The organism is Haloferula sp. A504 (genome assembly GCF_044385805.1).
Classification (GTDB): Bacteria; Verrucomicrobiota; Verrucomicrobiia; order Verrucomicrobiales; family Akkermansiaceae; genus Haloferula.
Window position 1 is genome coordinate 1 of the sequence record NZ_JBISBU010000018.1, and the last position, 22825, is coordinate 22825.

21 protein-coding genes are annotated in these 22825 nt (G+C 65.2%); 5 read left to right on the plus strand and 16 right to left on the minus strand.

Features of this window, described 5'->3' with window-relative positions; translation table 11 throughout:
* Nucleotides 1–859 precede the first annotated feature (859 nt).
* The 3 genes from ACG2LG_RS10650 to ACG2LG_RS10660 are packed head-to-tail and all read right to left on the minus strand — an operon-like array spanning nucleotide 860 to nucleotide 4481.
* A complete protein-coding gene (locus ACG2LG_RS10650) occupies nucleotides 860–2419 on the minus strand; it encodes an ASKHA domain-containing protein (protein WP_396258828.1) in 1560 nt (519 codons plus the stop codon).
* Nucleotides 2419–3417: a uroporphyrinogen decarboxylase family protein gene (locus ACG2LG_RS10655; protein ID WP_396258830.1), complete on the minus strand. Its 999-nt coding sequence runs from the start codon at nucleotides 3415–3417 to the stop codon at nucleotides 2419–2421. Before ACG2LG_RS10655 ends, ACG2LG_RS10650 begins: the two co-directional genes overlap by 1 nt.
* Nucleotides 3414–4481 carry a uroporphyrinogen decarboxylase family protein gene (locus ACG2LG_RS10660; RefSeq protein ID WP_396258832.1) on the minus strand — a complete coding sequence of 356 codons (1068 nt, stop codon included), beginning with the start codon at nucleotides 4479–4481 and terminating at the stop codon, nucleotides 3414–3416. The genes ACG2LG_RS10655 and ACG2LG_RS10660 overlap by 4 nt, the downstream gene beginning before the upstream one ends.
* A gap of 224 nt (nucleotides 4482–4705) precedes the next feature.
* On the opposite strand from ACG2LG_RS10660, the gene ACG2LG_RS10665 reads away from it, so the two are divergent.
* Nucleotides 4706–5956, plus strand: a complete 1251-nt coding sequence (locus tag ACG2LG_RS10665; RefSeq protein ID WP_396258833.1) for a uroporphyrinogen decarboxylase family protein — start codon at nucleotides 4706–4708, stop codon at nucleotides 5954–5956.
* 3 nt (nucleotides 5957–5959) lie between these two features.
* On the opposite strand, the gene ACG2LG_RS10670 is transcribed toward ACG2LG_RS10665, so the two are convergent.
* Nucleotides 5960–7081, minus strand: coding sequence for a uroporphyrinogen decarboxylase family protein (locus tag ACG2LG_RS10670; protein WP_396258834.1), 1122 nt, complete (start codon nucleotides 7079–7081; stop codon nucleotides 5960–5962).
* A gap of 187 nt (nucleotides 7082–7268) precedes the next feature.
* On the opposite strand from ACG2LG_RS10670, the gene ACG2LG_RS10675 reads away from it, so the two are divergent.
* Both ACG2LG_RS10675 and ACG2LG_RS10680 read left to right on the plus strand, forming a co-directional pair.
* Nucleotides 7269–8894, plus strand: coding sequence for a sodium:solute symporter (locus ACG2LG_RS10675; RefSeq protein WP_396258836.1), 1626 nt, complete (start codon nucleotides 7269–7271; stop codon nucleotides 8892–8894).
* Nucleotides 8895–8914: 20 nt separating this feature from the next.
* Nucleotides 8915–9313 (plus strand): L-rhamnose mutarotase, encoded by a 399-nt coding sequence (locus ACG2LG_RS10680; RefSeq protein WP_396258837.1) that lies wholly within the window; start codon nucleotides 8915–8917, stop codon nucleotides 9311–9313.
* A 15-nt stretch (nucleotides 9314–9328) separates the two neighbouring features.
* On the opposite strand, the gene ACG2LG_RS10685 is transcribed toward ACG2LG_RS10680, so the two are convergent.
* From ACG2LG_RS10685 to ACG2LG_RS10705, 5 genes are all read right to left on the minus strand, one after another.
* The gene (locus tag ACG2LG_RS10685) at nucleotides 9329–9631 is read right to left on the minus strand and encodes a hypothetical protein (protein ID WP_396258839.1); all 303 of its coding nucleotides are present in this window, start codon (nucleotides 9629–9631) and stop codon (nucleotides 9329–9331) included.
* A 105-nt stretch (nucleotides 9632–9736) separates the two neighbouring features.
* Nucleotides 9737–10615 carry a homocysteine S-methyltransferase family protein gene (locus tag ACG2LG_RS10690; RefSeq protein WP_396258841.1) on the minus strand — a complete coding sequence of 293 codons (879 nt, stop codon included), beginning with the start codon at nucleotides 10613–10615 and terminating at the stop codon, nucleotides 9737–9739.
* Between the two features lie 13 nt (nucleotides 10616–10628).
* Nucleotides 10629–11261, minus strand: coding sequence for a B12-binding domain-containing protein (locus ACG2LG_RS10695; protein ID WP_396258843.1), 633 nt, complete (start codon nucleotides 11259–11261; stop codon nucleotides 10629–10631).
* A gap of 15 nt (nucleotides 11262–11276) precedes the next feature.
* On the minus strand, nucleotides 11277–11870 hold the full coding sequence (locus ACG2LG_RS10700) for a DUF6580 family putative transport protein (protein ID WP_396258845.1): 594 nt from the start codon (nucleotides 11868–11870) through the stop codon (nucleotides 11277–11279).
* Nucleotides 11871–11923: 53 nt separating this feature from the next.
* Nucleotides 11924–12658: a DUF1638 domain-containing protein gene (locus tag ACG2LG_RS10705; protein WP_396258847.1), complete on the minus strand. Its 735-nt coding sequence runs from the start codon at nucleotides 12656–12658 to the stop codon at nucleotides 11924–11926.
* A gap of 129 nt (nucleotides 12659–12787) precedes the next feature.
* On the opposite strand from ACG2LG_RS10705, the gene ACG2LG_RS10710 reads away from it, so the two are divergent.
* Complete coding sequence (locus ACG2LG_RS10710) at nucleotides 12788–12973, plus strand: hypothetical protein (RefSeq protein ID WP_396258849.1); 186 nt, start codon at nucleotides 12788–12790, stop codon at nucleotides 12971–12973.
* 10 nt (nucleotides 12974–12983) lie between these two features.
* On the opposite strand, the gene ACG2LG_RS10715 is transcribed toward ACG2LG_RS10710, so the two are convergent.
* From ACG2LG_RS10715 to ACG2LG_RS10740, 6 genes are all read right to left on the minus strand, one after another.
* A complete protein-coding gene (locus ACG2LG_RS10715) occupies nucleotides 12984–14390 on the minus strand; it encodes a sugar porter family MFS transporter (RefSeq protein ID WP_396258850.1) in 1407 nt (468 codons plus the stop codon).
* A 7-nt stretch (nucleotides 14391–14397) separates the two neighbouring features.
* Entirely contained in the window at nucleotides 14398–15669 is a 1272-nt protein-coding gene (locus ACG2LG_RS10720) for a uroporphyrinogen decarboxylase family protein (protein WP_396258852.1), read from the minus strand.
* 130 nt (nucleotides 15670–15799) lie between these two features.
* Nucleotides 15800–17227 carry a sulfatase gene (locus ACG2LG_RS10725; protein ID WP_396258854.1) on the minus strand — a complete coding sequence of 476 codons (1428 nt, stop codon included), beginning with the start codon at nucleotides 17225–17227 and terminating at the stop codon, nucleotides 15800–15802.
* Between the two features lie 6 nt (nucleotides 17228–17233).
* Nucleotides 17234–18568 carry a glycoside hydrolase family 71/99-like protein gene (locus tag ACG2LG_RS10730; protein ID WP_396258856.1) on the minus strand — a complete coding sequence of 445 codons (1335 nt, stop codon included), beginning with the start codon at nucleotides 18566–18568 and terminating at the stop codon, nucleotides 17234–17236.
* The gene (locus ACG2LG_RS10735) at nucleotides 18558–20525 is read right to left on the minus strand and encodes a sodium:solute symporter (protein WP_396258857.1); all 1968 of its coding nucleotides are present in this window, start codon (nucleotides 20523–20525) and stop codon (nucleotides 18558–18560) included. The genes ACG2LG_RS10730 and ACG2LG_RS10735 overlap by 11 nt, the downstream gene beginning before the upstream one ends.
* Nucleotides 20526–20801: 276 nt before the next feature.
* Complete coding sequence (locus ACG2LG_RS10740; protein ID WP_396258859.1) at nucleotides 20802–21302, minus strand: hypothetical protein; 501 nt, start codon at nucleotides 21300–21302, stop codon at nucleotides 20802–20804.
* Between ACG2LG_RS10740 and ACG2LG_RS10745 the strand changes: the two genes are divergently transcribed.
* The gene (locus ACG2LG_RS10745; RefSeq protein WP_396258861.1) at nucleotides 21268–21693 is read left to right on the plus strand and encodes a PEP-CTERM sorting domain-containing protein; all 426 of its coding nucleotides are present in this window, start codon (nucleotides 21268–21270) and stop codon (nucleotides 21691–21693) included. The two genes, ACG2LG_RS10740 and ACG2LG_RS10745, sit on opposite strands and share 35 nt — an antisense overlap.
* Before the next feature lie 63 nt (nucleotides 21694–21756).
* Here the strand turns inward: ACG2LG_RS10745 and ACG2LG_RS10750 are convergent, their stop codons facing one another.
* Complete coding sequence (locus tag ACG2LG_RS10750; RefSeq protein ID WP_396258863.1) at nucleotides 21757–22779, minus strand: LacI family DNA-binding transcriptional regulator; 1023 nt, start codon at nucleotides 22777–22779, stop codon at nucleotides 21757–21759.
* Nucleotides 22780–22825: the final 46 nt, after the last annotated feature.

The window sequence follows — 22825 nt, forward strand, 5'->3', positions numbered from 1 at the left end:
GTGACCCGCCACTGGCTCCGGGTGATCCGACGCCGCAGCCAGAGAGGGAGGAGCCGCTGGACATGGGCGAGGATGCAGCGTCTCGGACGCAAGCACCTTCCCCGGCCCCGCATCATCCATCCGTATCCTGAACAGAGATTCCGCGCCCGACTCAAGGCAGGAGCCGTATGAGGTAGTTCCTCACGTACGGATCCGAGCGGGGGGCCGCCGGCAACGGCGGTCCCTACCGCAATCCCGTTTTTCAAGCACAAGCATTAAGCTCCGACGAAGGGTCTCGTCGCAAGAGGGTGCCTGAGCCACCAAGCCGGAAGTCTTTGGGGTCATGGGTTGCATTTTGACATTTCCTGCCTCCGGACCACCTCATCGTCAATCCTTCTCCCCCAAAGGCAGGCGCCCACCGACTTTGTCGGGGCCCGCGAGCCGGCAGGCATGCCACCGCCGCGCCGTCCCTGGCACCCCTCCGGGGTGCGGGTTGGCGGCGGGGGTGAACCGGGGGTGCTCCCCGCTCTCGCGCAACTGTTCGACCCCCGGCTACTCTCCTGTGACGCCTCCGGCGTCGTTTGCCGGAGATGGCATCAGGCAGCTCCCGCTGCATAGGCAGGCCCGCCCAGCCCGCAGGTTGGGCGGGTCCTTTTCGCAGCCGTTTGGGAGGCTGCGGCAATGATGCCCCCGTGGTTGGATGACAGGTCCGGAGGTTCCGCACCATGTTTTCGACACGCGGCACGACGCTTCCCCTTGGCCGTCGGACTCCTCCGCCGGGGGCCATCGATCACACTACCTCTCAGCGGTGTTCCTTGGTCTTTCTCGAATGCGGGCCGGTTTCATCACCGGCGCTCCATTCCTGATCGCTCGGCCGGCCTTATGGCAGGCCGAGGTGGTCGATGTAGTGGTCTTCGAAGCTGCTGCATTGATTCAGTTCGATGCACTCGCAATCGGCAAGGAGCGGGGCCAGGGGCCGGGAGCTGCCGTGCAGCAGCAGAAGCGATGCACCGCCCAGCGAGGTGTTGCCGAGGGTCTGCAGGCGGTCGGCCGGGACCGCGGGGATGAGGCCGGTGCTGGTGGCAGCCTCCTTGCCAAGGTGGAAGCCGAAGCCGCCGGCGATGGTCAGGTGGTCGAGGGCGCCGGCGGTGATGCCGGCCCGCTCAAGCAGCGTCGCGACGCCGCCGGCAATGGCGGCCTTGGCCTGCAGCAACTCGGCGATGTCCGCTTCGGTGACGAAGACTTCCGACCGGATCTCGACGACCCACTCCGGGGCGTCGTCGACAACCCGGGTGCTGGCCAGCGGATGGTCGCGTTGGATTCGGCCGCTTTCGTTGAGCAGTCCGGCGTGGCGGGCGTGGTGGAGGAAGTCGATGTAGGCGGCACCGGCCAGGCCGACTGGTTCCGTGCGGGTTTTGTCGCAAAGCGTGATCCGCCACGTGTCGCCCTCCAGCGCCAGCGCCCCGATGACTCCCGGCCCGGCGGCGCGGCCGCAGTGGAGGCGTCCACCCTCGAAGGCGGGGCCGGCCGCAGTGGCGGTCCCGATGTAGCGGCCTGCGTGCTTGAGGAGGATTTCGCCATTGGTCCCGAAGTCGATCAGCAGCTCGCTGGTCTGGCGATCGAGCCAGCCGGCGGCCAGCGCCCCGACCGCGACGTCGGCGCCGACGAAGGCACCGAGTGAGGGCAGTAGAAGGGTGGGGAGGTCCTGGCCTTCCGGCAGCAGCGGGAGGGTGAGGTTCTGTTCCTCGAGAAACCCGGGCTCGAAGGGGTAGGCGGCAAAGCCTTCGAGGGAGACTCCGGCGAGCGTGTGCAGCATGACTGCGTTGCCGGCGGCGACCGCCTCCGTCACCGAGCCTGAATCCCTGCCGATGCTCTCCAACAAGTCACGGAGAAGTGGTCGGAGGCCGTCGTGGATCAGAGCCTGTTGGAGCCGGGTTGTCGCGTCGGGGGTGTCCACGGAGAACCCGACGCGGCTGGCGACGTTGTCGCCGAATCGGCGTTGCGGGTTGGCGCTGCTGCGATGGGCGAGGCACTTTCCGGATTCGAGGTCCCAGATCGCCGCGCCGAGGGTGGTGGTGCCGATGTCGAGGGCGATGCCGAGACCGGGGCGGGGGCGATGGGCCGGAGGGGTGCCGAGGATCTCGAAGGCGGAGACACCGCTGAGGCTGTGGTCGCGCCAGGAACGCGCCGGAATCGTGAAGCGGGGGGCGATGGCGGCGGCTTCACCGACGGTGGATTGGCAGGCGCGGAAAGTTTGGGCCTTTCCGGAGTCGGACGGCGCTTCGAGCTGGCAACCACGGCAGCGTCCGGTGCTGCCGCAGCGGGTGTTGAGCGGGCAGAGATGGTCTTCGAGGAAGTCCGAGAGGCGACGCCCGAGATCGGCGGCGGTCACCTCGATCGTCCGTTCCGAACCATCGGGAATCTGGAGGGTCAGCTGCATCAGCCGCAGGGGAGCGGTTCGCAGAGAGCCTTGAGATTCGCGGGCGGGGTGCCGGAGGGAATCTCGCAGCCGGCGTTGACCATGAAGCGTGCTCCGGCGGCTTGCCGGCACTGGAGCGTGAGGGTGCGGATGGATTCCGGGGTGCCGTGGAGGACGTCGGCCACCGGGTCGTGGTTGCCGGCCAGGATGACGTCGGGGAAGGCCTCGCGGGCGGCGGGCATGTCGATCATGTGATCGCAGTCGAGGATGTCGATGGGCAGCTGCGAAAGGCCGGGCCACAGGTGCTTGGTCTGACCGCAGATGTGCATCCGCACGGCGGCACCGGCGTTGTGGATCGCCTCGATCAGGCGCTTCTGGCGCGGCCAGATCAGGTCCTGATAGGTTTCACCCGACATCTGGCTGCAGATGGCGTCGCCGATGCCGATGGTGTCGGCGCCGGCTTCGATCTGGGCGAGGGCGAAGCGGATCGAGGTTTCGGTGCAAAGGTCGAGCAGCACCTCGCTGGCGTCCGGTTCCTCGATCAGGTCCATGAGGAAGTCCATGAGCCCGTGAACGTCGCCGGCGAGCGCGGCGGGTCCCTCGACCCAGCCGAGGATGCTGAAATGGTCGACCGACTGACGGCGGTAGAGCCGGATGGCATCCAGCCGGTCGCGCATCCGTGGTGACGAATCGGGATCGGGGATCTCGACCTCTCCGACCTTCTCCAGGTCCGGCAGGGGTGGGGCGACGCATTCCGGCGTGGCGTTTTCGCGGAACCGGACATCGCCGCCGAGTCCGGCCGTTTCCCGGTAGGGATCGGAGATGCAGCTCACCTGGTCGAATCCGAAATCCTCGGCGCAGCGCAGGTTCGCCTCGACCAGCACGCGGTGGTCGCGTGCAAAGGCGCCGTAGTTGCTGCCGATGTACTCGGCGGCGAACTGCATGAGGATGGGGATGCGTGGAACGAAGTCGGGCGTCTCTCCGCTGAGCAGGGCCAGGTAGCGTTCTTTCGGAGTCATGGCGACGGTGGAGTGGCTTCGATCGCAACGAGGGCTTCCACCTTCTTCAGGATCGTGTGCTCGCAGCCCGGCACGCAGAGCACGTCGCACTCGGTGCCGAGGATGAAGGGATGACCGGTGGCCTCCATTTCACGCAGCAGCGCGCCGCCGGATTCGGTGATCTGGTCCACGGTGATCTCGGTGTCGGAATAAAACTTCTTCGACGGCAGATTACCCATGATGACGGTCCGTTGCGAGATCCATGGGGCGACCTCGGGCAGGTGACAGGGGCTGCCGAGGCTGAGGATGGCGGGGTCAAGGGTGTCGATGCCCCGCAGGATGGGCTCGTTCAGCTCGCCACAGTCGTGGAAGATCAGGTCGACATCGTTCTCGTCCATCAGTGCTTTCAGCCGGCGGTTGAAGTCGAGCACCAGGGTGTCGAGCAGCTCCGGTTGCTGTTCGAGCTGGCGGGGGGAAAGGTAGACGACGTTGCAGGCTGGCTCGCACAGGCAGATGGCGCGGGCCCCGGCGTCGATCTGGAGTTCGATCCAGCGGTGGATCGCGCGGGTGCCGATTTCGAGGACGTGCATGACCTGCTCGGCGTCCTCGTCTTCGGGGTCCAGTCCCACCTGATAGGCGGCGGTGATCGGGTCGTTGACGAGCTTGGTCATCAGGGAGAATGGACCGATGGCCATCCCGACCGGTACCGCCTCGGAGTGATCGCGGACGTGGCGCAGGGCTCCCAGCGAGGCCTCCATGCGCGCGGTCGGTTCGGCCTCGGAGATGGCCTCCAGCCGGGTGGTGTCCCCGGCCTTGATCTCGTCGGGAAAGTGGAAGGCATCGATGTCATCGGGGGCCACCCCGATCCGGGTCAGCAGCCATTCCTTTTCGGTGCGCAGGTCCATCAGGGGAAATGCGAGGGGCATGCGGAAGCGTTCGGCGGTCTCAACGATCACCTTGCCCAGACATTCGCCCGAGAAGCGACAGGCCTGCGGATCCTCCTTTTCGTGCAGGAGCAGGTCGGCGGTGATCGGCAGGCGCACGTCGGACCGCCGGGCGAGATCGAGGTAGAAGGATCGGTCCATGAAATGAGCGGGTCCGGGAGGAGCCAGTTCAATCGACGGGGCGGTCGGGCGCCACCCCGTCCGTGGGATTTCCTCGGAGTATCTTGATCCCGGTCCGCGATCGGGAAGCCGGGTTCCGGGGCCTGCGCCAGCCGATTGAGCTCAGGCCCGTGCGAGATTGTCGCTCCGGGAAAAGTATGGGTTATCAGGGCCATTTCCCGCACCGAACTCCGTCCACCCGTCCCATGACCTCGCGCGAACGCATTCTCGCCGCCATCGCCCACCGCGAACCCGACCGCGTGCCGGTGGATCTCGGCGCGACGCCTTCCTCCGGAATCTCCGCGATCGCCTATGGCCGGCTCAAGCAGCACCTCGGGATGAGTGGCGGCGGCACGCGGGTTTACGATGTGGTCCAGCAGCTGGCCCAGCCGGAGGAGGACATCCTCGACCGCTTCGGCATCGACGCGGTTGACCTCGGGCGGACCTTCAACACGCGTGACGAGGATTGGCATGAAGTGACCCTGTCCGACGGCAGCCCCGGTTTTTATCCAGCGTGGTTCCGTCCCGACCGCGGCACCGACGGCTCGTGGCGGGCGCATGCCGCAGATGGCACCGAGATCGCCGTTCAGCTCAAGGGAATGGACTTCTTCGACCAGAGTTGCTTCCCGTGGCTCGACGACTACCCGGCGGACTTCTCCGGACTGCCGGAGGCGATGGGCAAGGTGCTGTGGGCGGCGCTGGTTCACAGCCCATGGGATCACGCCGGGGATCCGGAGTTCTGGGAAAGACTGCGGGAAAACACCCTGAAGCTGAGGCAGGAGACCGACCGCGCGATCATGGTGGTGGTCGGCTGCAACCTCTTCGAGTGGGGAACCTTCCTGCGGCGGATCGACAATTTCCTGATGGATCTCATCGCCGAGCCCGGAGAAGTCGAGCGACTCCTCGAGGCCCTCATGGAGATCCATCTGGCAACGCTTGAGAAGGTGTGTGCCGCGGTCGGCGATATCGCCGACCTGTGCCGCTTCGGTGACGACCTCGGGATGGACACCGGCCCGTTCATGGCGCCGGACACCTACCGCAAGCTGTTCAAACCGCACCACACCCGGTTGTGCGCCTACGTACACCGTCATTCGTCGATGCACACCTTCCTTCACTCGTGCGGATCGATCCACGCGCTGCTGCCGGATTTGATCGAGGCGGGCTTCGAAGTCATCAACCCGGTCCAGACCGCCTGCCTCGACATGGAGCCGGATCGCCTGAAGCGGGAGTTCGGCCGTGACGTCACCTTCTGGGGGGGCGGGGTGGATACCCGCAAGGTGCTCAATCACGGCACCCCCGCCGAGGTGCGCGACGACGTCCTGAACCGCCTCAAGATCTTCACGCCCGGTGGCGGCTTTGTCTTCAACACCGTCCACAACATCCTGCCCGACGTGCCGCCGCAGAACATCGTCGCGATGTATGATGCGATCGATGAGTTCCACCGCGCCGGTGGCTGACCCTCAGTAGACACACTCGCGGGCGGCTGCGACGTAGGCCTCGAGCTTCTCCACCGGGGTCTCGAAGAAGTGGTCGGAGAGCGAACAGACATAGCCGCCCTTCGAGCCCACCTTCTCGAACACCTCCCGAACCTTGATGCGGATGAATTCGTCGTCCACCCCCTCGGCCACCGTGTTGTACTGGTCGATGCCGCCGATCAGCGCGAGACGACCGTCGATCTTCGCGGCAAACTCCCACGGCTCCTGGTTGCCGCCGATGCTCACCGGGGCCAGCGTCTCGGAAATGTCGCAGCCGTTGGCGACGATGTGCTCCTCGATGCCGACGGTGCCGCCGCAGGTGTGGTAGCTGACGAGGAAACCGTGCTCATGGAGCGCGTCGTGGATCTGCCGGTCGTAGGGGGTGCAGAACTCTTCGTGCAGGTCCGGCGAGATCACGGTCGACGATGCCGCGCCTCCCCCGGTTTCGATCACGTCGAACTTCGCACCCTTCATCCCCTCGACGAAGCGGAGCTTCTTCTCAAGCAGAGCTTGAAGCAATGAGTGCACCCACTCCGGCCGGTCGATGGCGGCGAAGATCAACTCGGTGATGTCCATCAGGCAGGCGGCATGCTGCCAGCACCCGGCCTGATCGCCCCACACGAAGCCGCGCATGATTCCACTGTCACCGAGCTCGTCGTAGAGTACCGAGAGCGGCCCGTGGTCGAGGGTGGGCACCGGCATGTACTTGCGGATCAACTCGACGTCCTCGTCGTGCTTGATGAGGTATTCGGTGATCCAGGTCGTCTTGCGGTCGCCCTCCGTCTTGTAGGTCAGTGTGCCCTCGGGCGTGTGGATGGTGTGATGGTTCACCCGGTGGTCGGGCTCCTTGCTGACCTCGGTCACCTCGTCGCGCCACTCCGAGGTCGAGGTCTTCGAATAGTCGGCATCCACCAGCCAGAACTGACCCATGTCCGGGAAATACTGGACCTGCGCGTCCATGCCGAGTTTCCGGAAGGCCTCGAGGTCCGAAATGCCATTCAGATACTTGTCGAGATGGTATCCCTGCCACTGGTGGGCGGTCACCGGCAACCGGTCCGGGGTGCCCTTGTGCAGGGCGGTGAGGATGCGCTCCTTGCTCGTCATCATGATGGGTGGGCCGATCAACCCGGTGAACCGTCTTGCAAGGTACATGACCGGCCGAAAGGAGCAAGACGGCAAGGTCGCATGATGACACAGAAGGGCCACCGGATCGCAACTCCCCTCTGGCTTCGGATTCACCGGCAGGGCATGATCCACGGCTGAGGATCGGTCCCGGATGGTGATCGACCGGAGCATGAACAACGCGATCGATCTCGTCATCATCGCCACCTACCTCGCCCTCATCGTTTCGCTCGGTGTGTGGGTGGGCGTCCGGGGGCGTCGTGGCAGCCACGACTCGGCCAGGAACTACTTCCTCGCCAGCGGCAAGCTCCGCTGGCCGGTGATCGGTCTCGCGCTCTTCTCCACCAACATCTCGACCATCCACCTCGTGGCCTTCGCCCAGGAGGGATTTGTCAACGGCCTCGCCTACGGCAACTTCGAGTGGATGGCGGCCTTCACGCTGATCATCCTGTCTCTGTTCTTCGTCCCCTTCTACATCCGGGCGAAGGTCACCACGCTGCCGGACTTCCTGGAGAAACGCTACAACGGGACGTGCCGCGACATGCTGGCCGTCATCTCGGTGTTCTCGGCCGTGTTCATCCACATCGGCTTCTCGCTCTACACCGGCGGCATCGTGTTGAACGGCATGTTCGGCATCCCGCTGCCGATCAGCATCATCGCGATCTGCGGGCTGGTCGGCCTCTACACCGTGCTGGGCGGGCTCTCGTCGGTGGTCATCACCGAGGCGATCGAAACCGTGGTCCTGCTGGTCGGCGCGGTGATCATCACGGTGATCTGCTTCGTCAAGCTCGGCGGCTGGCAGGAGCTCGTCGACCACGTCGAGCCGGTCAAGCTGACCATCATCCGTCCGCACGGCGACAGCTCGGGACTGCCTTGGTACGCCGTGCTCCTCGGCTATCCGGTGATCGGGATCTGGTACTGGTGCGCGGACCAGACGATCGTCCAGCGGGTGCTCGGAGCGAAGGATGAGAACCACGCGCGGATCGGCCCGCTCTTCGCCGGCTTTGTGAAAATCCTGCCGGTCCTGCTCTTCGTGCTGCCGGGGCTGATGTGCTACGCGCTGGTCCAGAACGGGACACTCGACATCGCCGGCATGGCGGTCGGTGACGACGGGAAACCGGATACCCAGGACACCTACGCCTTCATGATCCGCGAGCTCCTGCCGACGGGCGTGAAGGGCGTGATCACCGCCGCCCTGCTGGCCGCGCTGATGGGCACCGTGGCCGGCGCCCTCAATTCGGTCTCCACTCTCGTCAGCTACGACCTGGTGAAGCGCTGGCGCCCGGCCACCGACGAACGCACCCTGGTCAGGGTGGGGCGCATGACCGCGCTCTTCACCGTGGTTCTCGCCGTCGTCTGGTCGCTGCAACTCGGACGCTACGAGAGCATCTTCCAGGGAGTGTCCGCATTGATCTGTTACGTCGCCCCGCCGATCACCGCGGTGTTTCTGTGGGGCGTGTTCTGGAAGCGAGCTTCGGGCACCGCGGCGGCCGTCACCCTCTCTCTCGGTTCGGCACTCGGCTTCACCGTCTTCCTGCTCGACTGGTTCAAGGAGTCCACCGGCTGGAACGTTCCCTTCCTGATGGCCGCCTTCTACCTGTTCGTGATCTGCTCGGTGATCCTGGCCGTCGTCTCACTGATCGTGCCGCACCGACACACTCAGGAGAGCGCGAAGCTGGTCTGGGCGAATCCGCTCGAAGCGGTCAGCACCCCGGGTTGGCCGGGCCTTGCCGACTACCGGGTGATCGCCGCCCTCCTGTTCGTCACCATGCTCGCGCTCTACTGGTTCTTCCGCTGAAACCATCCCCTGTTGATCCCATGAAAATGCTCCTGCTGCCGATGCTCATCGTGCTTTTCGCCTCGTGCGCCAGCCGGCCGGTCGAGCGCTACGCCATGGTCACCGGTCTGCGCCCGGAAAAGGAAACCCGCTACCGGGAGCTCCACGCCAAGCCGTGGCCTACGGTCATTGCCAGGTTGCGCGAATGCCGCATCCGCAACTACTCCATTCACCGCACCGAGATCGGGGGACGACCGTATCTCTTCAGCTACTTCGAATATGTCGGCGATGACTTCGAGGCCGACATGGCGAAGATGGCGGCGGATCCCGAAACCCAGCGCTGGTGGAAGGAGACCGACCCCTGCCAACGGCCGCTGCCCGAAGCCCTGAAGAAGGGTGAGATCTGGACGATGGCCGAGGAGGTGTTCTGGACGCCGTGATGCGATCGTGTGAGGTCACCACGCCGCCGCATCGAAGTAGACGTATCCGTCTTGCCACCCGACGAGGACTCGCTGGTCGGGCCCGGAACTGCAGTAGCGCGGCAGACCTTCCGGAGACCACCAGGAGGGCCCGTGCGACCACGAAATAATCTCTGCGGGATGATCCTCCGTGACGACCTTCTTTGCCCCAACCTTCAGTGCATACTCTCGAAGCTCCGATTCCGGGATCTTCGCCCGCACCAGCCGGACAAAGTCTCCATTCCAATGGTCCCGGTAGAACTCCTGAATGTCCGCCGCCCCTGTGGGAAGAGTCCTCACCGCCTTCGAGGGCAAAAACCTGTCGGCAACAAGAATGCCGCACACGCCGAGACCCAGGAGAACCGCGATCCAGAGAATCGTTCGCCTCTTCCCTCTCATAACAGATCAAACCCGCGCCATCGCGGCGAGGTGGGCGGGCGAGGTGCCGCAGCAGCCGCCGATGATGTGGATGCCCAGTTCGCGAAGCTTGCGGGCAAGCTCGGCCATGTCCTCCGGTGTGGCGTCGTAAACCACACCCCCGTCGGCGTTGCGCGGTGCTCCGGCGTTCGGCTGAAGGATGGTCGGAATGTCACCGGCAGCGGCAACGATCTGCTCGCCGAGCTTGAGGTAGTTTTCCAAGGAGAGGTCGGTGCCGCAGTTCGAGCCCACGATCGAGGCTCCGGCATCGCATGCCGCCCGGATTGCATCGGCCACCGTGGTGCCCATCATGGTGCGGAACTCCCCACCACTATCCTGGAAGGCGTAGGTCGCCACGACGGGGAGATCGGTGACCTGCCTCGCCGTCTTCACTCCGACGGTCAACTCGGCGGGGTCGCTCATGGTCTCGACGAGAATGGCATCCGCCCCGCCCGCCGCCAGCGCCTCGATTTGCTCGCGGAAGATGGCTTCGAGTTCTTCGGTGGTGGTTTCACCCATCGGCTCGAGAAAATCGCCGAAGGGGCCGACGTCGCCCAGCACCCAGCCGTCGGGACCGGCGGCGTCTGCGGCGATCTTCGCGGCGAGGCGGTTCCATTCCGCTGTGTGACCGCCTTCCCCATGCCGTTCCAGCATGCTGCGGGTGCCGCCGAAGCTGTTGGTGATGATCAGGCGGCAGCCGGCATCGCGATAGTCCTGGTGGACGGCGCGGATGTCGTCCGGGCGTTCGGCGTTCCAGCGCATCCCGCATTCGCCGGGGGACATCCCGCGCTGAATCAGCTGGGTGCCCATGGCCCCGTCGCAGGTGAGCGGCTCAGCGAGGCAGGCCTGGTCGAGTGGCGTCTTCATGGGATCGGGAGGTTCAGGACTTGGCGAGTTCGAGCGCGAGATCCACCGCGCTGGCCGCGTCCTGGCTGTAGCCGTCGGCGCCGATCTCCTCGCAGTAGGCCTGGGTCACCGGTGCGCCCCCGACCATCACACGGACCGCCGACACGTCGGAGCCGCGGATGGCTTCGACGGTGGTCTTCATCGCGGGCATGGTGGTGGTCAGCAGCGCCGACAGGCAGACGAGTTGGGCATTGTGCTCGCGGGCGGCTGCCACGAACTGATCCGGCGAGACATTCGTCCCGAGGTCGACGACCCCGAAGTTGGCGCCCTTGAGCATCATCGCGACCAGGTTCTTGCCGATGTCGTGCAGGTCGCCCTGAACCGTGCCGATGACCGCGGTGAATTCCGGTTTCACGCCGGCATCGGCGAGCAGCGGCTCGAGGATGCCCATGCACTCCTTCATCGCACGTGCGGCGATGAGCATCTCGGGAACGAAGACTTCGTTCTTTTTGAACTTCTCCCCGATGGCGCTCATCCCGGGGACGAGGCCCTGCTCGACAATGTCGAGGGGCGCGGTCCCTTCGGCCAGAAGGTCCTCGACGATCTGCTTGGCGTCCTTGCGCTTTCCGGATTCAACGGCTTTCGAGAGGTCGGCGAATGTGCTCATGATGAATGGGAGGGATCAGGGTTGGGTCGAGGCGACGGCAGGCACCCGCGTGGGGCGGGTGGCGAGATGCAGGACCAGTGTGAAAAGGGCGACGAAGCCCCAGTCGCCGAGCACCGTGCCGCGCAGGAACGGCAGGCCGGCGGCGTAGCACTCGGCGAGTCCCGCGGGATTCTTTGCGTAGGGGACACCGGCCAGATTGAGGCCGGTCAGCCAGACTCCGAAGTTGCTCACCAGGTAGAAGAAGAAGGGGGTGGCGATGGTCAGCGCGAGCCTTGGCTTCCAGCTTCGCTCGCGGATGGCGAGGGCGCCGAGGCCGATCAGGAGAAAGGCGGTCCAGTCGATGAGCCGGGGCCAGTGGAAGGCGGCGTAGCCGTACCAGTGATTGAGCACGAGGTCGCTGACGAACAGCACGGCCAGGGGCACCCACAGCGCGTGACGCTTTCCGAGATGGAACCCGGCGATCAGGGCGAAGGCTCCGATCGGCGCGAAGTTTTCCGGATGGGGAAACAGCCGGAAGGCGACCATGGCGGCAACGAGGGCGAGGATCAGGGGCATGGCGGGTCGGGGTTGTGAGCGGTCAGGATGGCAGAATCCGTGGAGTCGGGTCATGCGGAATCCGCCGATTTTCTGGTGATATTCTCTGCTGCGGGATCGGGTGGGATTCATTTCTCCGAGGCCGGATCCGCGCGCATCACGGCTTCGTCGGGTGAATGACCGAGCAGTTCGCCCGGCCGGATGGTCTGGAAGCGTTCGTCGTCCCACGGGCCGTGCAGCAGGTCGCGGAGCAGGGCCGGGTCACCCTTGAGGTGCTCGAAGCGCCATCCCATCGATTCCGCACAGCGGCGGGTGTAGTCCGCCTCGCGGCCGGCATTCGGGGTTCCGAGGTCGATGAAGGTGGCGGTGTCGTAGGTCGCCCAGGTGGCCTCCTCGCTCTCGATCAGAAAATCGACGTCCTCGGCCTCGAACTGCTTCGAGAGTTCCTCGCGCATCATCGCCAGCCGGTCCGGTCCGGGCACCCGGCGGGCCCGGTTCCAGCCCGGGGTGTAGTGGTAGCATCCGGGACAGGCCCTCTGGCGCTCCGCGTAGCTTTCCTTGCTGCCGAGAAAGACGGTGATGCAGTCGTGCGCCCGCGGGATCACCAGCGGGTGCCGCCCCGCTTGAAGGCCCGCGGTGCCGAGTCCGCACAGCCCGTAGGCGAGGATGATCGCGGCGATGTCGTCGCGCCCGTCCATGGCATCGATCGCCTGCTGCAGGGTCACCCGCATCCGGTCGGGCTGATCGTGCAGGCCGATCTCCAGAAAGCGCGTCACCCGGAGGTGCCGGGCCTTCCCGGCCAGCATGTCGATCTCGTCGCGGAACACCTCGCAGGCAATCAGCGCAGCGGGAGGGGCATCCATGGCACCCCTCACGACAACGGATGCAGCGCACGATGGCGAGGAAATTGATGCCCGCACGAGTCACTCGCCACCGCAGTCCAAATCCCAACCTGATGTGGAATTGCAGTCGCGTTCCGATTTGCGACCATCATGAACATGATCCGAATCATCGAAGACAACCAAGCGACGCCGATCTGCCCCCATTGCGAGACGAAGATCCACGAAGTCGTGGCGAGGAAAATCGGCGGCAATCTCGGCGTCCGTTACATCTATTTTTGTCGGGACTGCCGCAAGGTGCTCGGCGTTTCACACCGCAAGGGATTCTGGATGGGCTGATCTGAAGGGTTCAGGCCCGGGGAGTCGCCGGTGGGCTGTCATGGGTCCACATGTTCTCAAGTTCCTCCAGCGTGCGGCCCTTGGTTTCCGGCACCAGCCGGATCATCACGATCACCAGCACCAGGCAGAAGCCGGCGTAGATGAAGAACGGGAAGCCCTGGTGGAAGCGTTCCACCAGCCACGGGTTCTCGTCCATCATCGGGAAGGTCTGGGAGACGATGAAGTTCGCGACCCACAGGCCGAAGGCGGCAATCGCCATGGCGCGCCCACGGATCCGGGTCGGGAAAATTTCCGAGAGGATCACCCAGGTGACCGGCCCGACCGAAACCGCGAAGCACGCGATGTAGCCGAGCATGAAGACGAGCAGCCAGCTACCGATGGCCTGGGTGGTCGCCGCCAGTCCGATCGCCGCCAGGCACAGGCCCATGCCCGCGGCGCCGACGATCATCAGCGGCCGCCGCCCGAGGCGGTCGACGGTCCAGATCGCGAGCACGGTGAAGGCGAGGTTGACCGCGCCGACGAGCACCGTCTGCAGCAGCGCGACATCCGTCTCCGCGCCGGCCACCGACTTGAGGATCTCGGGGGCGTAGTAGAGGAAGACATTGATTCCGGTGACCTGCTGGAGCACCGCCAGCAGCACGCCGATGACGAGGACGCGGCGCATTCCCGGCCGCAGAAGTTGACGAAGCGAGGAACTCTCCTCGGCCAGCGTCGCACCGATGGCATCGGCCTCCCGCGCGGCGTGGGCGGCGCCGTGGACCCGGGCCAGCACCCGTCGGGCGGCGCTTTCCCGGCCCTGTTTGAGCAGGAAACGGGGGCTTTCGGGAACGACCAGCATGAGGCCCAACAGCAGGACGGCCGGCACCGCCTCGGAGGCGAACATCCAGCGCCATCCGGTCTCGAGGTTCCAGCTTTCGTCGCCGCCACGGGCGATGAAGTAGTTCACGAAGTAGACCACCAGCATGCCGGAGATGATGGCGAACTGGTTGAGCGAGACCATCCGCCCGCGGATGGCGGCCGGGCTGATCTCGGCGATGTACATCGGGCTGGTCATCGAGGCGATCCCGACTCCGAGTCCTCCCAGCGAGCGGTAGAGGACGAATTCCTCGAAGGTCCGCGGCAGGGCCGTGCCGATCGCCGAGGCGAGGAAAAGCAGCGCCGCGATCAGCAGGGCGGTGCGCCGCCCGAGCCGGTCGTTGATTTCCCCGGCGAAGGCGACCCCGACGAAGCAGCCGACCAGCGCGCTCGACGCCGCCCAGCCCTTGGCGGTGGCATCGAGCTCGAAGTGCTGCTGCAGGAAGCCGATGGCGCCACTGATCACCGCGGTGTCGTAGCCGAAGAGCAGTCCGCCGAGCGTGGCCACCCCGCAGACAAGGACGAGGTAGGGCGTGGAGCCGCGGTCGTTGGACGCCTGCACGATCGGGTCAGGGAAGCGGCCCTCCTCCGTAGCTGTCCTTCACCGCCCGGTACATCGCGAGCATGTTCTCGGTCGGGGTCGGGGCTTGAATGTTGTGGATGTTGTTGAAGACGAAGCCGCCGCCCTGGTTGAAGATGCGGATGCGTTCGCTGACTTCCTGATAGACCTCCTCCGGGGTGCCGAAGGGCAGGGTTTGCTGGGTATCGACCCCGCCGCCCCAGACCGTCAGGCGGTCGCCGTACTTCCGCTTGAAGGCCTCCGCCTCCATGCCCGCCGCCGAGCACTGCACCGGGTTGAGAATGTCGACGCCGATCTCTATCAGGTCCTCGACGATGGCCCCGACCGCCCCGTCGGTGTGGAAGAAGGTCTTCCACGAGGTGTTCTCGTGCACCCATTTGTTCATCTGCCGGTAAAAAGGTTTCCACAGGGTGCGGAACAGTTCGGGGGAGACCAGCAGCCCCTCCTGGCCACCGAAGTCGGTGCCGCTGATGATGATCGCGTCGAGCTTGTCGCCGACGGCCTGCCGCAGCAGCTCCATATTGCGGAGCGCGGCCTTGGTCTGGAGTTCGTAGATGCCCCGGATGTAGTCGGGCTCGAGCAGCAGGTATTCGTACCAGAGGTTCGGGTCGCGCAGGCCCTTGGGTTCGATGAGATTCTCGCCCGGGACGAAGGCGACGTCGCCGAGTCCGCCCTGGCCGAAGTTCATCACCAGTCCGTATTCGGTCTCGTCGTGGATGCGGGTGGCCTCGCGCTCGAAGTGCGCGAGGTCCTCCTCGTCGAACTCGCCGAAGGACTCCGCCCAATCGTTCGGATCGAGGGTGTCATCGTCGATCGGCTGCTGGCGGACGATCGCATCGAAGTAGTAACCGCCCTTCGGCAGCCGGCCCGACGGCTTCGCGCTGCGGTCGCCCTTCGGATAGACGAGGATGTCGCCGTTGGTGTCCTCGGTGTACTCGAACTGCTTCGAGATCCGCACCTCGGTGCCGTCCTGCAGCCGCCACGGCTTCCAGCCCTCGTTCTTGAAACCGAAGATCGTCGACCGGCCCCACAGTCCGACGACATCGACGCCCAGCGCCCGGCGCACGTCCTCATCGACGAAACCGAGCAGCTGATAGGGTTCGTGGACCTTCGGCGGCTCGGCGGGCAGTCCCAGACCCTCGCGCAGCCGCGTGTAGGCGGTGGCCGAAATGCCGGTGACCCAGGTCGCTCCCAAATCCATGCAGACCCGGTCGGGTTGCCGGTGGTCCAGAGTCGCTGCCAGCCGTTCGCGAGAGGTCATGAGACGAGGCCCGACTCCATTCAACACGGGATGGGCGGCGACCACAAGGAAACGGAGACATTCTTTGCCGGATCCATCCGAGCGCGCGCTCTTCGGAGGAGGAGTGGACGGGCCGCTGGCCTTTGGTCTCTTACTTCTGCGGGCCGGCGGGTAGAACGGCATCGAGCAGTTCCTTCAGCTTGGCGCGGGTGGCGGCATGTTTCTCCGCGGTGGCCAGATTGTAGTACTCGCCGGGATCTTCGGGATGGCGGTAGAGCTCGATGCCATGGGCGCCCGACGGACCCCACTCGGTGTAGCGCCAGTGGTCGGTGCGCACGCTGCGACCGACCTTCTTGCCGCGGTTGACCTGGGTGTAGGCCGCCTGCTTTCCGGGGTGTGCCGGATTCTCCAGAATCGGGCGCAGACTGGTGCCTGAGAGAGGGTGGGGTGCCTGGAGCGAGGCGAGTTCCATGAGCGTCGGGTAGAGGTCGATGAACTCGACGATGGCCGAAGTCTCCTTGCCCATGGCGCCGGAACCGGGAGCCCAAATGATCATCGGGGCTCGGGCGCCGAGTTCGAAGACCGTGACCTTGTTCCACCAGTCGTGCTCTCCGAGGTGGTAGCCGTGGTCGCCGACGAGCACGACAATGGTGTCTTCCCAGAGCTCGAGCCGGTCCATCGCCTCGAGGATGCGACCGACTTGGGCATCGGCAAAGCTCACGCAGGCCTGGTAGGCGCGCTTGAACTCGCGGCGCTCCGTGTCGGTGAAATGGGCGAAGTCACGGTCGTTGGGAATGGCGAGCGGCTCGCGGGGTGAGCGGTCCGCCGGTGGGTCGGCCAGCCTGGTGCTCCCCTCGGGATAGCGCTCGAAGTATTCCTTCGGGGCGATGAAGGGGTCGTGGGGTTTGTGCAGGCCGAGGGCGATGAAAAAGGGCTTGTCGGCATGATCCTCCAACACGCGCAGGGCCTCGGTGGTGTTGAGCCAGTCGGGCTGGGCCGGGTCGCCGCCCTCGGCGGCGCGCCACTCGCACCATTTCAGGCGTCCGTCCGTGAGGTTCCGGCCTTCGCCGGTGCGACCGATGCGGGGAGCGCCGTTGAGCTTGTCGAAGAAGTGATCCCACGAGGCGGGATCCTGGAAAAGTGCCGGCCGACCCTTTGGATCCATGCCGAGGTGGAAGATCTTGCCGATGCCGGCGGTGTACCAGCCGTTCCGGCGGAAGGCCTGCGGTAGGGTGACGAGGTCGGGGAGCTCCTTGCGGAAGGGGACGGTGTTGCTGACGATGCCGGTCTCGTTCGGACGCAGTCCGGAGAGAAAGGAGGAGCGGCTGGGGTTGCAGACTGGATACTGGACGTAGGCGCGGCGGAAGAGCATGCCCTTGCCGGCCAGGCGGTCGATGTGGGGCGACGAGACTTCCTCGACGCCGTAGCAGCCGAGTTCGGTGCGCAGGTCGTCGATCGCGATGAAGAGGACATTCGGTCCGGACGGTGGGGGTGGTCCGGGTTCGGCATGCGCGAACACGGGAAGGACGCAGACCGGGACCAATTTCAGGAGTCGGTGGAGGAAAGGCGGGCGGTTCATGGGGTTCTAGTCGCGTGGGGTTGCGTGGCGGTCGGGAAGCTCCGGTGTGGAGGCGGCCTCGCCGCGGAGCCGGCGGGTCGCCTCGCCGACCAGCCACAGGTAGTGGTCGGAAGGCAGACCGTCGTTGTCGAGGAAGCGGCTTTCACCGACCGGCGGGTTGTTGCTGGTCTTGAAAATCTGGGTGGCCTCGTCGAGTTCGTCGAACATCGCCTGGTAGATCATCGAGACGCCGGTCTCTCGGATGAGGGCGTCGTACTGGGTCCAGAGAAAGCGACCGCCATCGCGGTCGATGTAGGCGTCGGGATTGTGATCGGTGCCCTTCTTCAGGTTCGACCAGCTGAAGCCCGGGAAGACGACGGGCATGAAGTCCTTGCCTCGGTCCTCGCACCACTGCAGGTCCCCGGCCGCCCTGCCACGGGCATATTTCCGGGCTCCTTCGCGATCCCGGAAGCGCCCGACCATCCAGGGCGAAATGATGCCGGCAAGGGCGTAGACCCGCTCCCATTCGGCGAAGGGCGAGGCATCCCGCTCGCCGTTGCGCCATCCGGTCGAGGTGCCGAGCATGACGGTCAGCCCGCCGCATTCGGGGTCCTCCTTGAGGAAACGGATCAGTTCGCCGACCTCGTCGGGGCCATACTCGCGATCCTTGAAGCCGACGCCCCAGATCGCCACGACGGGCCTGCCTGCGTGATGCTGGTAGGCAGCGTCCTTGAGGATGCCCTTTCCGGCGACCAGATGGCGCCAGTCCTCGCGCAGGCCGGCGAGGGCTTCGGGCTTCATGCCGCTGAGGTCATACATTACGGCATAGGTGCGACCGTGTGCCCCGGCGCCGGCGCGGCAGTTGTCGAGCACGGTGTCGAGCGAGCGGGACATCGGGTGATCGGCGCGGCGGCTGCCGCGGGTGACCTCGGTGCCGAAGCGCTGGACGAAAACGCCGTCGATGCCGTAATCCTCCATCCACTGGAAGTGCCGTACCACGGTCTCGCGAACCGCCGAGCTGAAGACCTGGGCGGTGCTGCCGTCGGCATGGCGGAAGGGCGTGTCGAAGCGTTCGTTTTCCCCCAGCTCCGACATGTCGGGCCAGACCTCGATGCCGGCGTGGCCGGGTTCGAACTTGCCGGTGGAGGGATTGGTGTAGTGGCGCCAGCCGATCTCCGTGCCGTCGCCCGGCGCGCGGAACCAACCCTGGTAGCCGCACATCACCTTGCCGGTGAGGCTGGCCGCGGGACCTTTGGCGGCGTCCGGGGTTTCCTTTTCCTGTCCGCAGCCGACCAGCACCAGCAGGCCGAGCGATGCCCCGATCGTGCGGGTCGGGGAGGAGGGTGGTCGGTCAGTCGTCATAGAAGTTCCGTTCGGGAAGGTTGCGGTACCAGAACCAATAGAGCCCGGCGGCACTCACCAGCCAGAGCAGCGACGAAACGGCGAGACCCTTCCAGTGGTGGATGACCAGCAGCATGGGAACGAGGAACATCGTCACCTGCCACACCAGGGCGAAGGGCACCGAAATCAGGTCGTTGAAGTGCTCGCGGCTGACCTTGCGGCGCTCTCCCTCGGGGAGCTGTCTCTTGAGGTGGCCCCAGAAGCCGAAGGGGCGGGTCTTCAGGTAGAAGCGGCGCAGCACTTCGGGATCGGTCGGCTTGTCGCAGAAGGTTGCGATGATGCCGCCGATGAGTCCGGCACTGAGCGAGTATGTGAGAAGTAGTACTTCGCCGAGGTCTGGCAGCAGCCAGCGTTGGAGCAGAGCGGCGGTCATGCCGACGAGTGAGCCGACGGCCGTTCCGGTGCCATTGAAGCGCCACCAGTAGAGCCGCAGCAGATTGGGGACGAAGAAGGCTCCGGCGAGGCTCAGCATCAGCCAGCCCCAGATGTCCTCGATGCTGTCGACGTTGTTCGCCATCAGGATGCCGCAGCCGACGAGCACCAGCACCGTGGCCCAACTCGCATGGATCAGTTCCCGGGTTCTGGCGTTCGGGCGCAGGTACTTGCGGTAAAAGTCGTTGACCACCATTCCGGTCGCCATGTTGACGGTGGTGTCGAAGGTCGACATGGAGGCCGCGATCAGGGCCAGCAGCAGAATGCCCCTCAAGCCCTCGCCGACCGAGGTCAGCAGCACGGTCGGCAGGATCTTCTCGGGATTCACGGTTCCCTCGAAGCTGAGCAACCCGAGCTTCTGGGCGAAGTCCTCCTCGCCCACGAGCGCCTTCAGTTGGGAGATCAATTGCGGCGGATGCGCCTCCGGTTGGTTGACCAGACCGGAGATCAACCTGCCCCATTCCGGCTTGGTGACTTCGGGAAACTGCTGGTGAATCAGCGCTCCCGCCTGCTCGAGTACCGCCTGATCCGGAAACAGGTCCCGGACCACGAACAGCCCGAGCACCGCGATGCCCATCATCATCGGCCAGCGCACGGTCATCACAATCGTCCACAAGGCGGTCAACTTCCCGCATTCGCGGTCGGTCTTGGCGCCGAAATACTTCGGGTCCCCGATCTTGCTCGCCCCGTCGAGGACGTTCTTGAAAAGGTAGAGGATCATCAGCGGCACCAGCGCTTGATAGGCCTCGTAGCCCTTCGGCATGGACGCGCTCCACCGCGGGGTGCTGCTCATCCAGTCGGGGTTCCGCGTCACCTCGAGCGCGAGTTCCGCGATCTCGTCACCGCCCGACACCGCGAGGAAGGCCTTGACCGAAATGTAGATTACCGCCGTGACGATGATCGCGCTCTGGAACAGGTCGGTGAAGATGACGCCGTAGAAGCCCGAGATCATCGTGTAGACGGCGGCCAGCGCGATCAGCCCGTAGGCGCACATCTCCGGCGAGAAGGGCAGGAAGGTCGAGAGGAACAGGCCGACCCCCTTGGTCAAGTAGGCCAGCATGCCGATCGTCGTCAGGCAGATGGCGAAGACGCTCATCAACTGCGCAAAGCGGCCGCCCCAGCAGTCGCCGAAGCGGAAGATGTTCCATTCGGCACCGGTGAGGCAGCCGGAGCGACGCTGCCATTTGCCGATCCACAGCATCATGAAGACCAGGATCAGCACCGCCCCGCCGCGGAACTCGATGAACAGGCCCTGCGGTCCGAGCATGAAGAGGAAGGACACGATCAGGGCCGTGCCGGTCAGGTCGAGGAACTGCGCCATGCCCGAGATGCCCATCGCCCACCATGGGACCTTCTTCCCGCCCATGATGTAGTCCTCGAGGCTTTCAGAGGCCCGGCCTTTCAGGTAGATGCCCAGGCCCACCAGAATCAGGGCGTAAAGACCCATGAAGAGGTAGTCGAGGGTGCCGAAGTAGTGCGTGGGCATGGGATGAGCCAGTTGCCTTGCCGATCGAGCCTAGCGACGAGCGCATCCTGCCGCACTCCCCATTCTGGCAAGCGGCGTTGAATTAAACGTTTTATCCAATCTTTCAAGAGATAAATGGCGATGAAAGAGCTGGGTTGCCGCGCTCAAATCCTGATTTGTGAGATTCGGGATTGACGCATCATGGCGAATAATGATTAAAGGATTCATCTCCTTCGGTTTCTGGCTTTCAGGGTGAGGTCAGCGATGGGGTGCCAAACCTTCGAACCCATGAAGCATTCACACGCTCTTTTGCTTGTCTCCTTGGTAGCCGGTGGTTTTCAGGCGGCGGATGCCGCCGTTTACCGCTATCGCCAGAGCGGCGACTGGTCCCAGATCACCGATGGATCCAACCCGGGCTGGGGCGTGAATCCGAACAACGACGGCAGCCCCGGAGCCGGAGTGCCGGCTGCGGGTGACGACGCCCGCATCAACTGGGGAGGGAATACGGTCACAGTATCCACGGCGGTGCCGACCGTCGGCCGGGTTCAGATCGGAGTGGATGAAAGCGGCACCGTGGTGGTGGCCAACGGCGGGGTGCTGACGACCAGTGGCGATCTCCTCGCCGGCAACAACAACGCGAATGCCACCGGCAACCTGATCGTGCAGTCCGGCGGGCAGGTCGACGTGGGGAGCATCCTGTGGGCGGCGAACAACGATGCCGACGGAAGCATCGACGTCCAATCCGGGGGCACGATCACGGCGGGTGATCACGGTGACCGGCACGGCGACGGTGACCATTTCCGGGGTGATCGACCAAACCTCGGGCATCCTGGGCCTGGGCACCAGCAATGCGGCGACTGCCTCCGGCGGAGTGGCGACGGTCAGCATTGCCAATGGCGGAGAACTGAACCTCAACAACATCAGTGGAAATCCAGGCACACCGTCGATTCAGGCCGGATCCCAGATCCTGATCAGCGAAGGAGGATTGCTCAGCGTGAAGGGCGACCAGGTGGGAAACTTGGGTGATTACATCAGTGCTGGCGAGATTGTCGGCGTCGGCGGCAGCCTGCAGGTCTCCTTCGATTCGGACTCGAACCTGACTTCGGTGACGGTGATCCCCGAGCCTTCGGTGGTCGCCCTCTTGACCGTCTTGAGCCTCGGTCTGTGCGTGAGTCGGCGCCGCTCCTGACGGGGTCCGCGCCCCGGCGCTGTGTCGACCACGCCCCACCCCGGGGGTCGCCCGCGGTCCGGATCACAGCGGCACGGCGACGGATTCGCGGACGATGAGGTTGGTGGGTTGCACCTGATGAACCGGGGGGCCTCCGGGGCGTGAGAGCCGATCAAGGACGAGCTTCGCACTGAGCGAACCAAACACCCGCTTGTCGACTCCGACGGTGGTCAGGGGCGGGCTGGAGCGGGCCGCGAGCGGGTCGTTGTCGAAGCCGACCATCGACACATCGTCCGGTGTCTTGATGCCCTTCCCGGCAAGGGCGTTGAGCAGGTGATCGGCAAGCGTGTCATTGACGGCGAAGATGCCGGTAGGCGGCTGGTCCTGGTCGAGGCGGGCGAGCACCTGGCTTGCTGCGTCCTCATCGTCGCTTACCCGCAGGATCACCTCTTTCTCCTCGGCCTGCACCCCGCCGGCACGGAGTCCCGAAAGGAAGCCGGCGATGCGCTGCTCGATGTTGTAGAGTGGCGTCTTGTAGGCCACCATCATGATTCGACGGTGGCCCCGTTCGATGAAGTGTTCGGCGACCTTCAGGCCTCCCCCGTAGCCGTCGGTGGTCAGGCTGTCGGCCTGCATCGAGCCGACGTGCCCGTCGACGATGCACATCGGCACGCGGCAGCGGCGGAGTTTGGCGAAGTCCTCCTGCTGGAAGACGCCCGCGAGGACCACGAGGGCGTCGACCTTGCCTTGGCTGACGATGGTGGGCAGGCCGTCGGCGTCGGTGCGGTTGCCGAGGATCAGGTCGAGGCCGGCCTCGCCGAAGGACTCCGCCAGACCCTCCATGATGCGGGCGTAGAAGACGTTGCCGAAGAGCTCGGCAAAGGAGGGTGCGTAGATCACGCCGACGGCATCGGCACGGCGCAGGCGCAGGCTGCGACCGGCCGAGTTGGGAACGAAATGCAGTTCGGCACAGCGGGCGAGGATTTCCTCGCGCACCTTGGCGCTCATGCGGCCGCGGCCGTTGATGGCATTGGAGACCGTGGCCTGCGAACAACCCACCAGCTCGGCGATATCCTTGAGCGTCACTTCCTTTTCACCTCCAGGCATGGGCGCATCCTATGGGGAAATCGCGGCACCGGACAATCGCTTCCAT

What these genes read in the sequence shown, in the direction of transcription:
- ACG2LG_RS10690 (WP_396258841.1), bottom strand. Translation starts at nt 10,615, where the DNA reads ATGAAGACGCCACTCGACCAGGCCTGCCTCGCTGAGCCGCTCACCTGC.
- ACG2LG_RS10730 (WP_396258856.1), bottom strand. Translation starts at nt 18,568, where the DNA reads ATGACGACTGACCGACCACCCTCCTCCCCGACCCGCACGATCGGGGCA.
- ACG2LG_RS10740 (WP_396258859.1), bottom strand. Translation starts at nt 21,302, where the DNA reads ATGGTCACCGTCGCCGTGCCGGTCACCGTGATCACCCGCCGTGATCGT.
- ACG2LG_RS10650 (WP_396258828.1), bottom strand. Translation starts at nt 2,419, where the DNA reads ATGCAGCTGACCCTCCAGATTCCCGATGGTTCGGAACGGACGATCGAG.
- ACG2LG_RS10680 (WP_396258837.1), top strand. Translation starts at nt 8,915, where the DNA reads ATGAAAATGCTCCTGCTGCCGATGCTCATCGTGCTTTTCGCCTCGTGC.
- ACG2LG_RS10700 (WP_396258845.1), bottom strand. Translation starts at nt 11,870, where the DNA reads ATGACCCGACTCCACGGATTCTGCCATCCTGACCGCTCACAACCCCGA.
- ACG2LG_RS10675 (WP_396258836.1), top strand. Translation starts at nt 7,269, where the DNA reads ATGAACAACGCGATCGATCTCGTCATCATCGCCACCTACCTCGCCCTC.
- ACG2LG_RS10750 (WP_396258863.1), bottom strand. Translation starts at nt 22,779, where the DNA reads ATGCCTGGAGGTGAAAAGGAAGTGACGCTCAAGGATATCGCCGAGCTG.
- ACG2LG_RS10655 (WP_396258830.1), bottom strand. Translation starts at nt 3,417, where the DNA reads ATGACTCCGAAAGAACGCTACCTGGCCCTGCTCAGCGGAGAGACGCCC.
- ACG2LG_RS10735 (WP_396258857.1), bottom strand. Translation starts at nt 20,525, where the DNA reads ATGCCCACGCACTACTTCGGCACCCTCGACTACCTCTTCATGGGTCTT.
- ACG2LG_RS10710 (WP_396258849.1), top strand. Translation starts at nt 12,788, where the DNA reads ATGAACATGATCCGAATCATCGAAGACAACCAAGCGACGCCGATCTGC.
- ACG2LG_RS10705 (WP_396258847.1), bottom strand. Translation starts at nt 12,658, where the DNA reads ATGGATGCCCCTCCCGCTGCGCTGATTGCCTGCGAGGTGTTCCGCGAC.
- ACG2LG_RS10665 (WP_396258833.1), top strand. Translation starts at nt 4,706, where the DNA reads ATGACCTCGCGCGAACGCATTCTCGCCGCCATCGCCCACCGCGAACCC.
- ACG2LG_RS10670 (WP_396258834.1), bottom strand. Translation starts at nt 7,081, where the DNA reads ATGATGACGAGCAAGGAGCGCATCCTCACCGCCCTGCACAAGGGCACC.
- ACG2LG_RS10725 (WP_396258854.1), bottom strand. Translation starts at nt 17,227, where the DNA reads ATGAACCGCCCGCCTTTCCTCCACCGACTCCTGAAATTGGTCCCGGTC.
- ACG2LG_RS10695 (WP_396258843.1), bottom strand. Translation starts at nt 11,261, where the DNA reads ATGAGCACATTCGCCGACCTCTCGAAAGCCGTTGAATCCGGAAAGCGC.
- ACG2LG_RS10720 (WP_396258852.1), bottom strand. Translation starts at nt 15,669, where the DNA reads ATGACCTCTCGCGAACGGCTGGCAGCGACTCTGGACCACCGGCAACCC.
- ACG2LG_RS10660 (WP_396258832.1), bottom strand. Translation starts at nt 4,481, where the DNA reads ATGGACCGATCCTTCTACCTCGATCTCGCCCGGCGGTCCGACGTGCGC.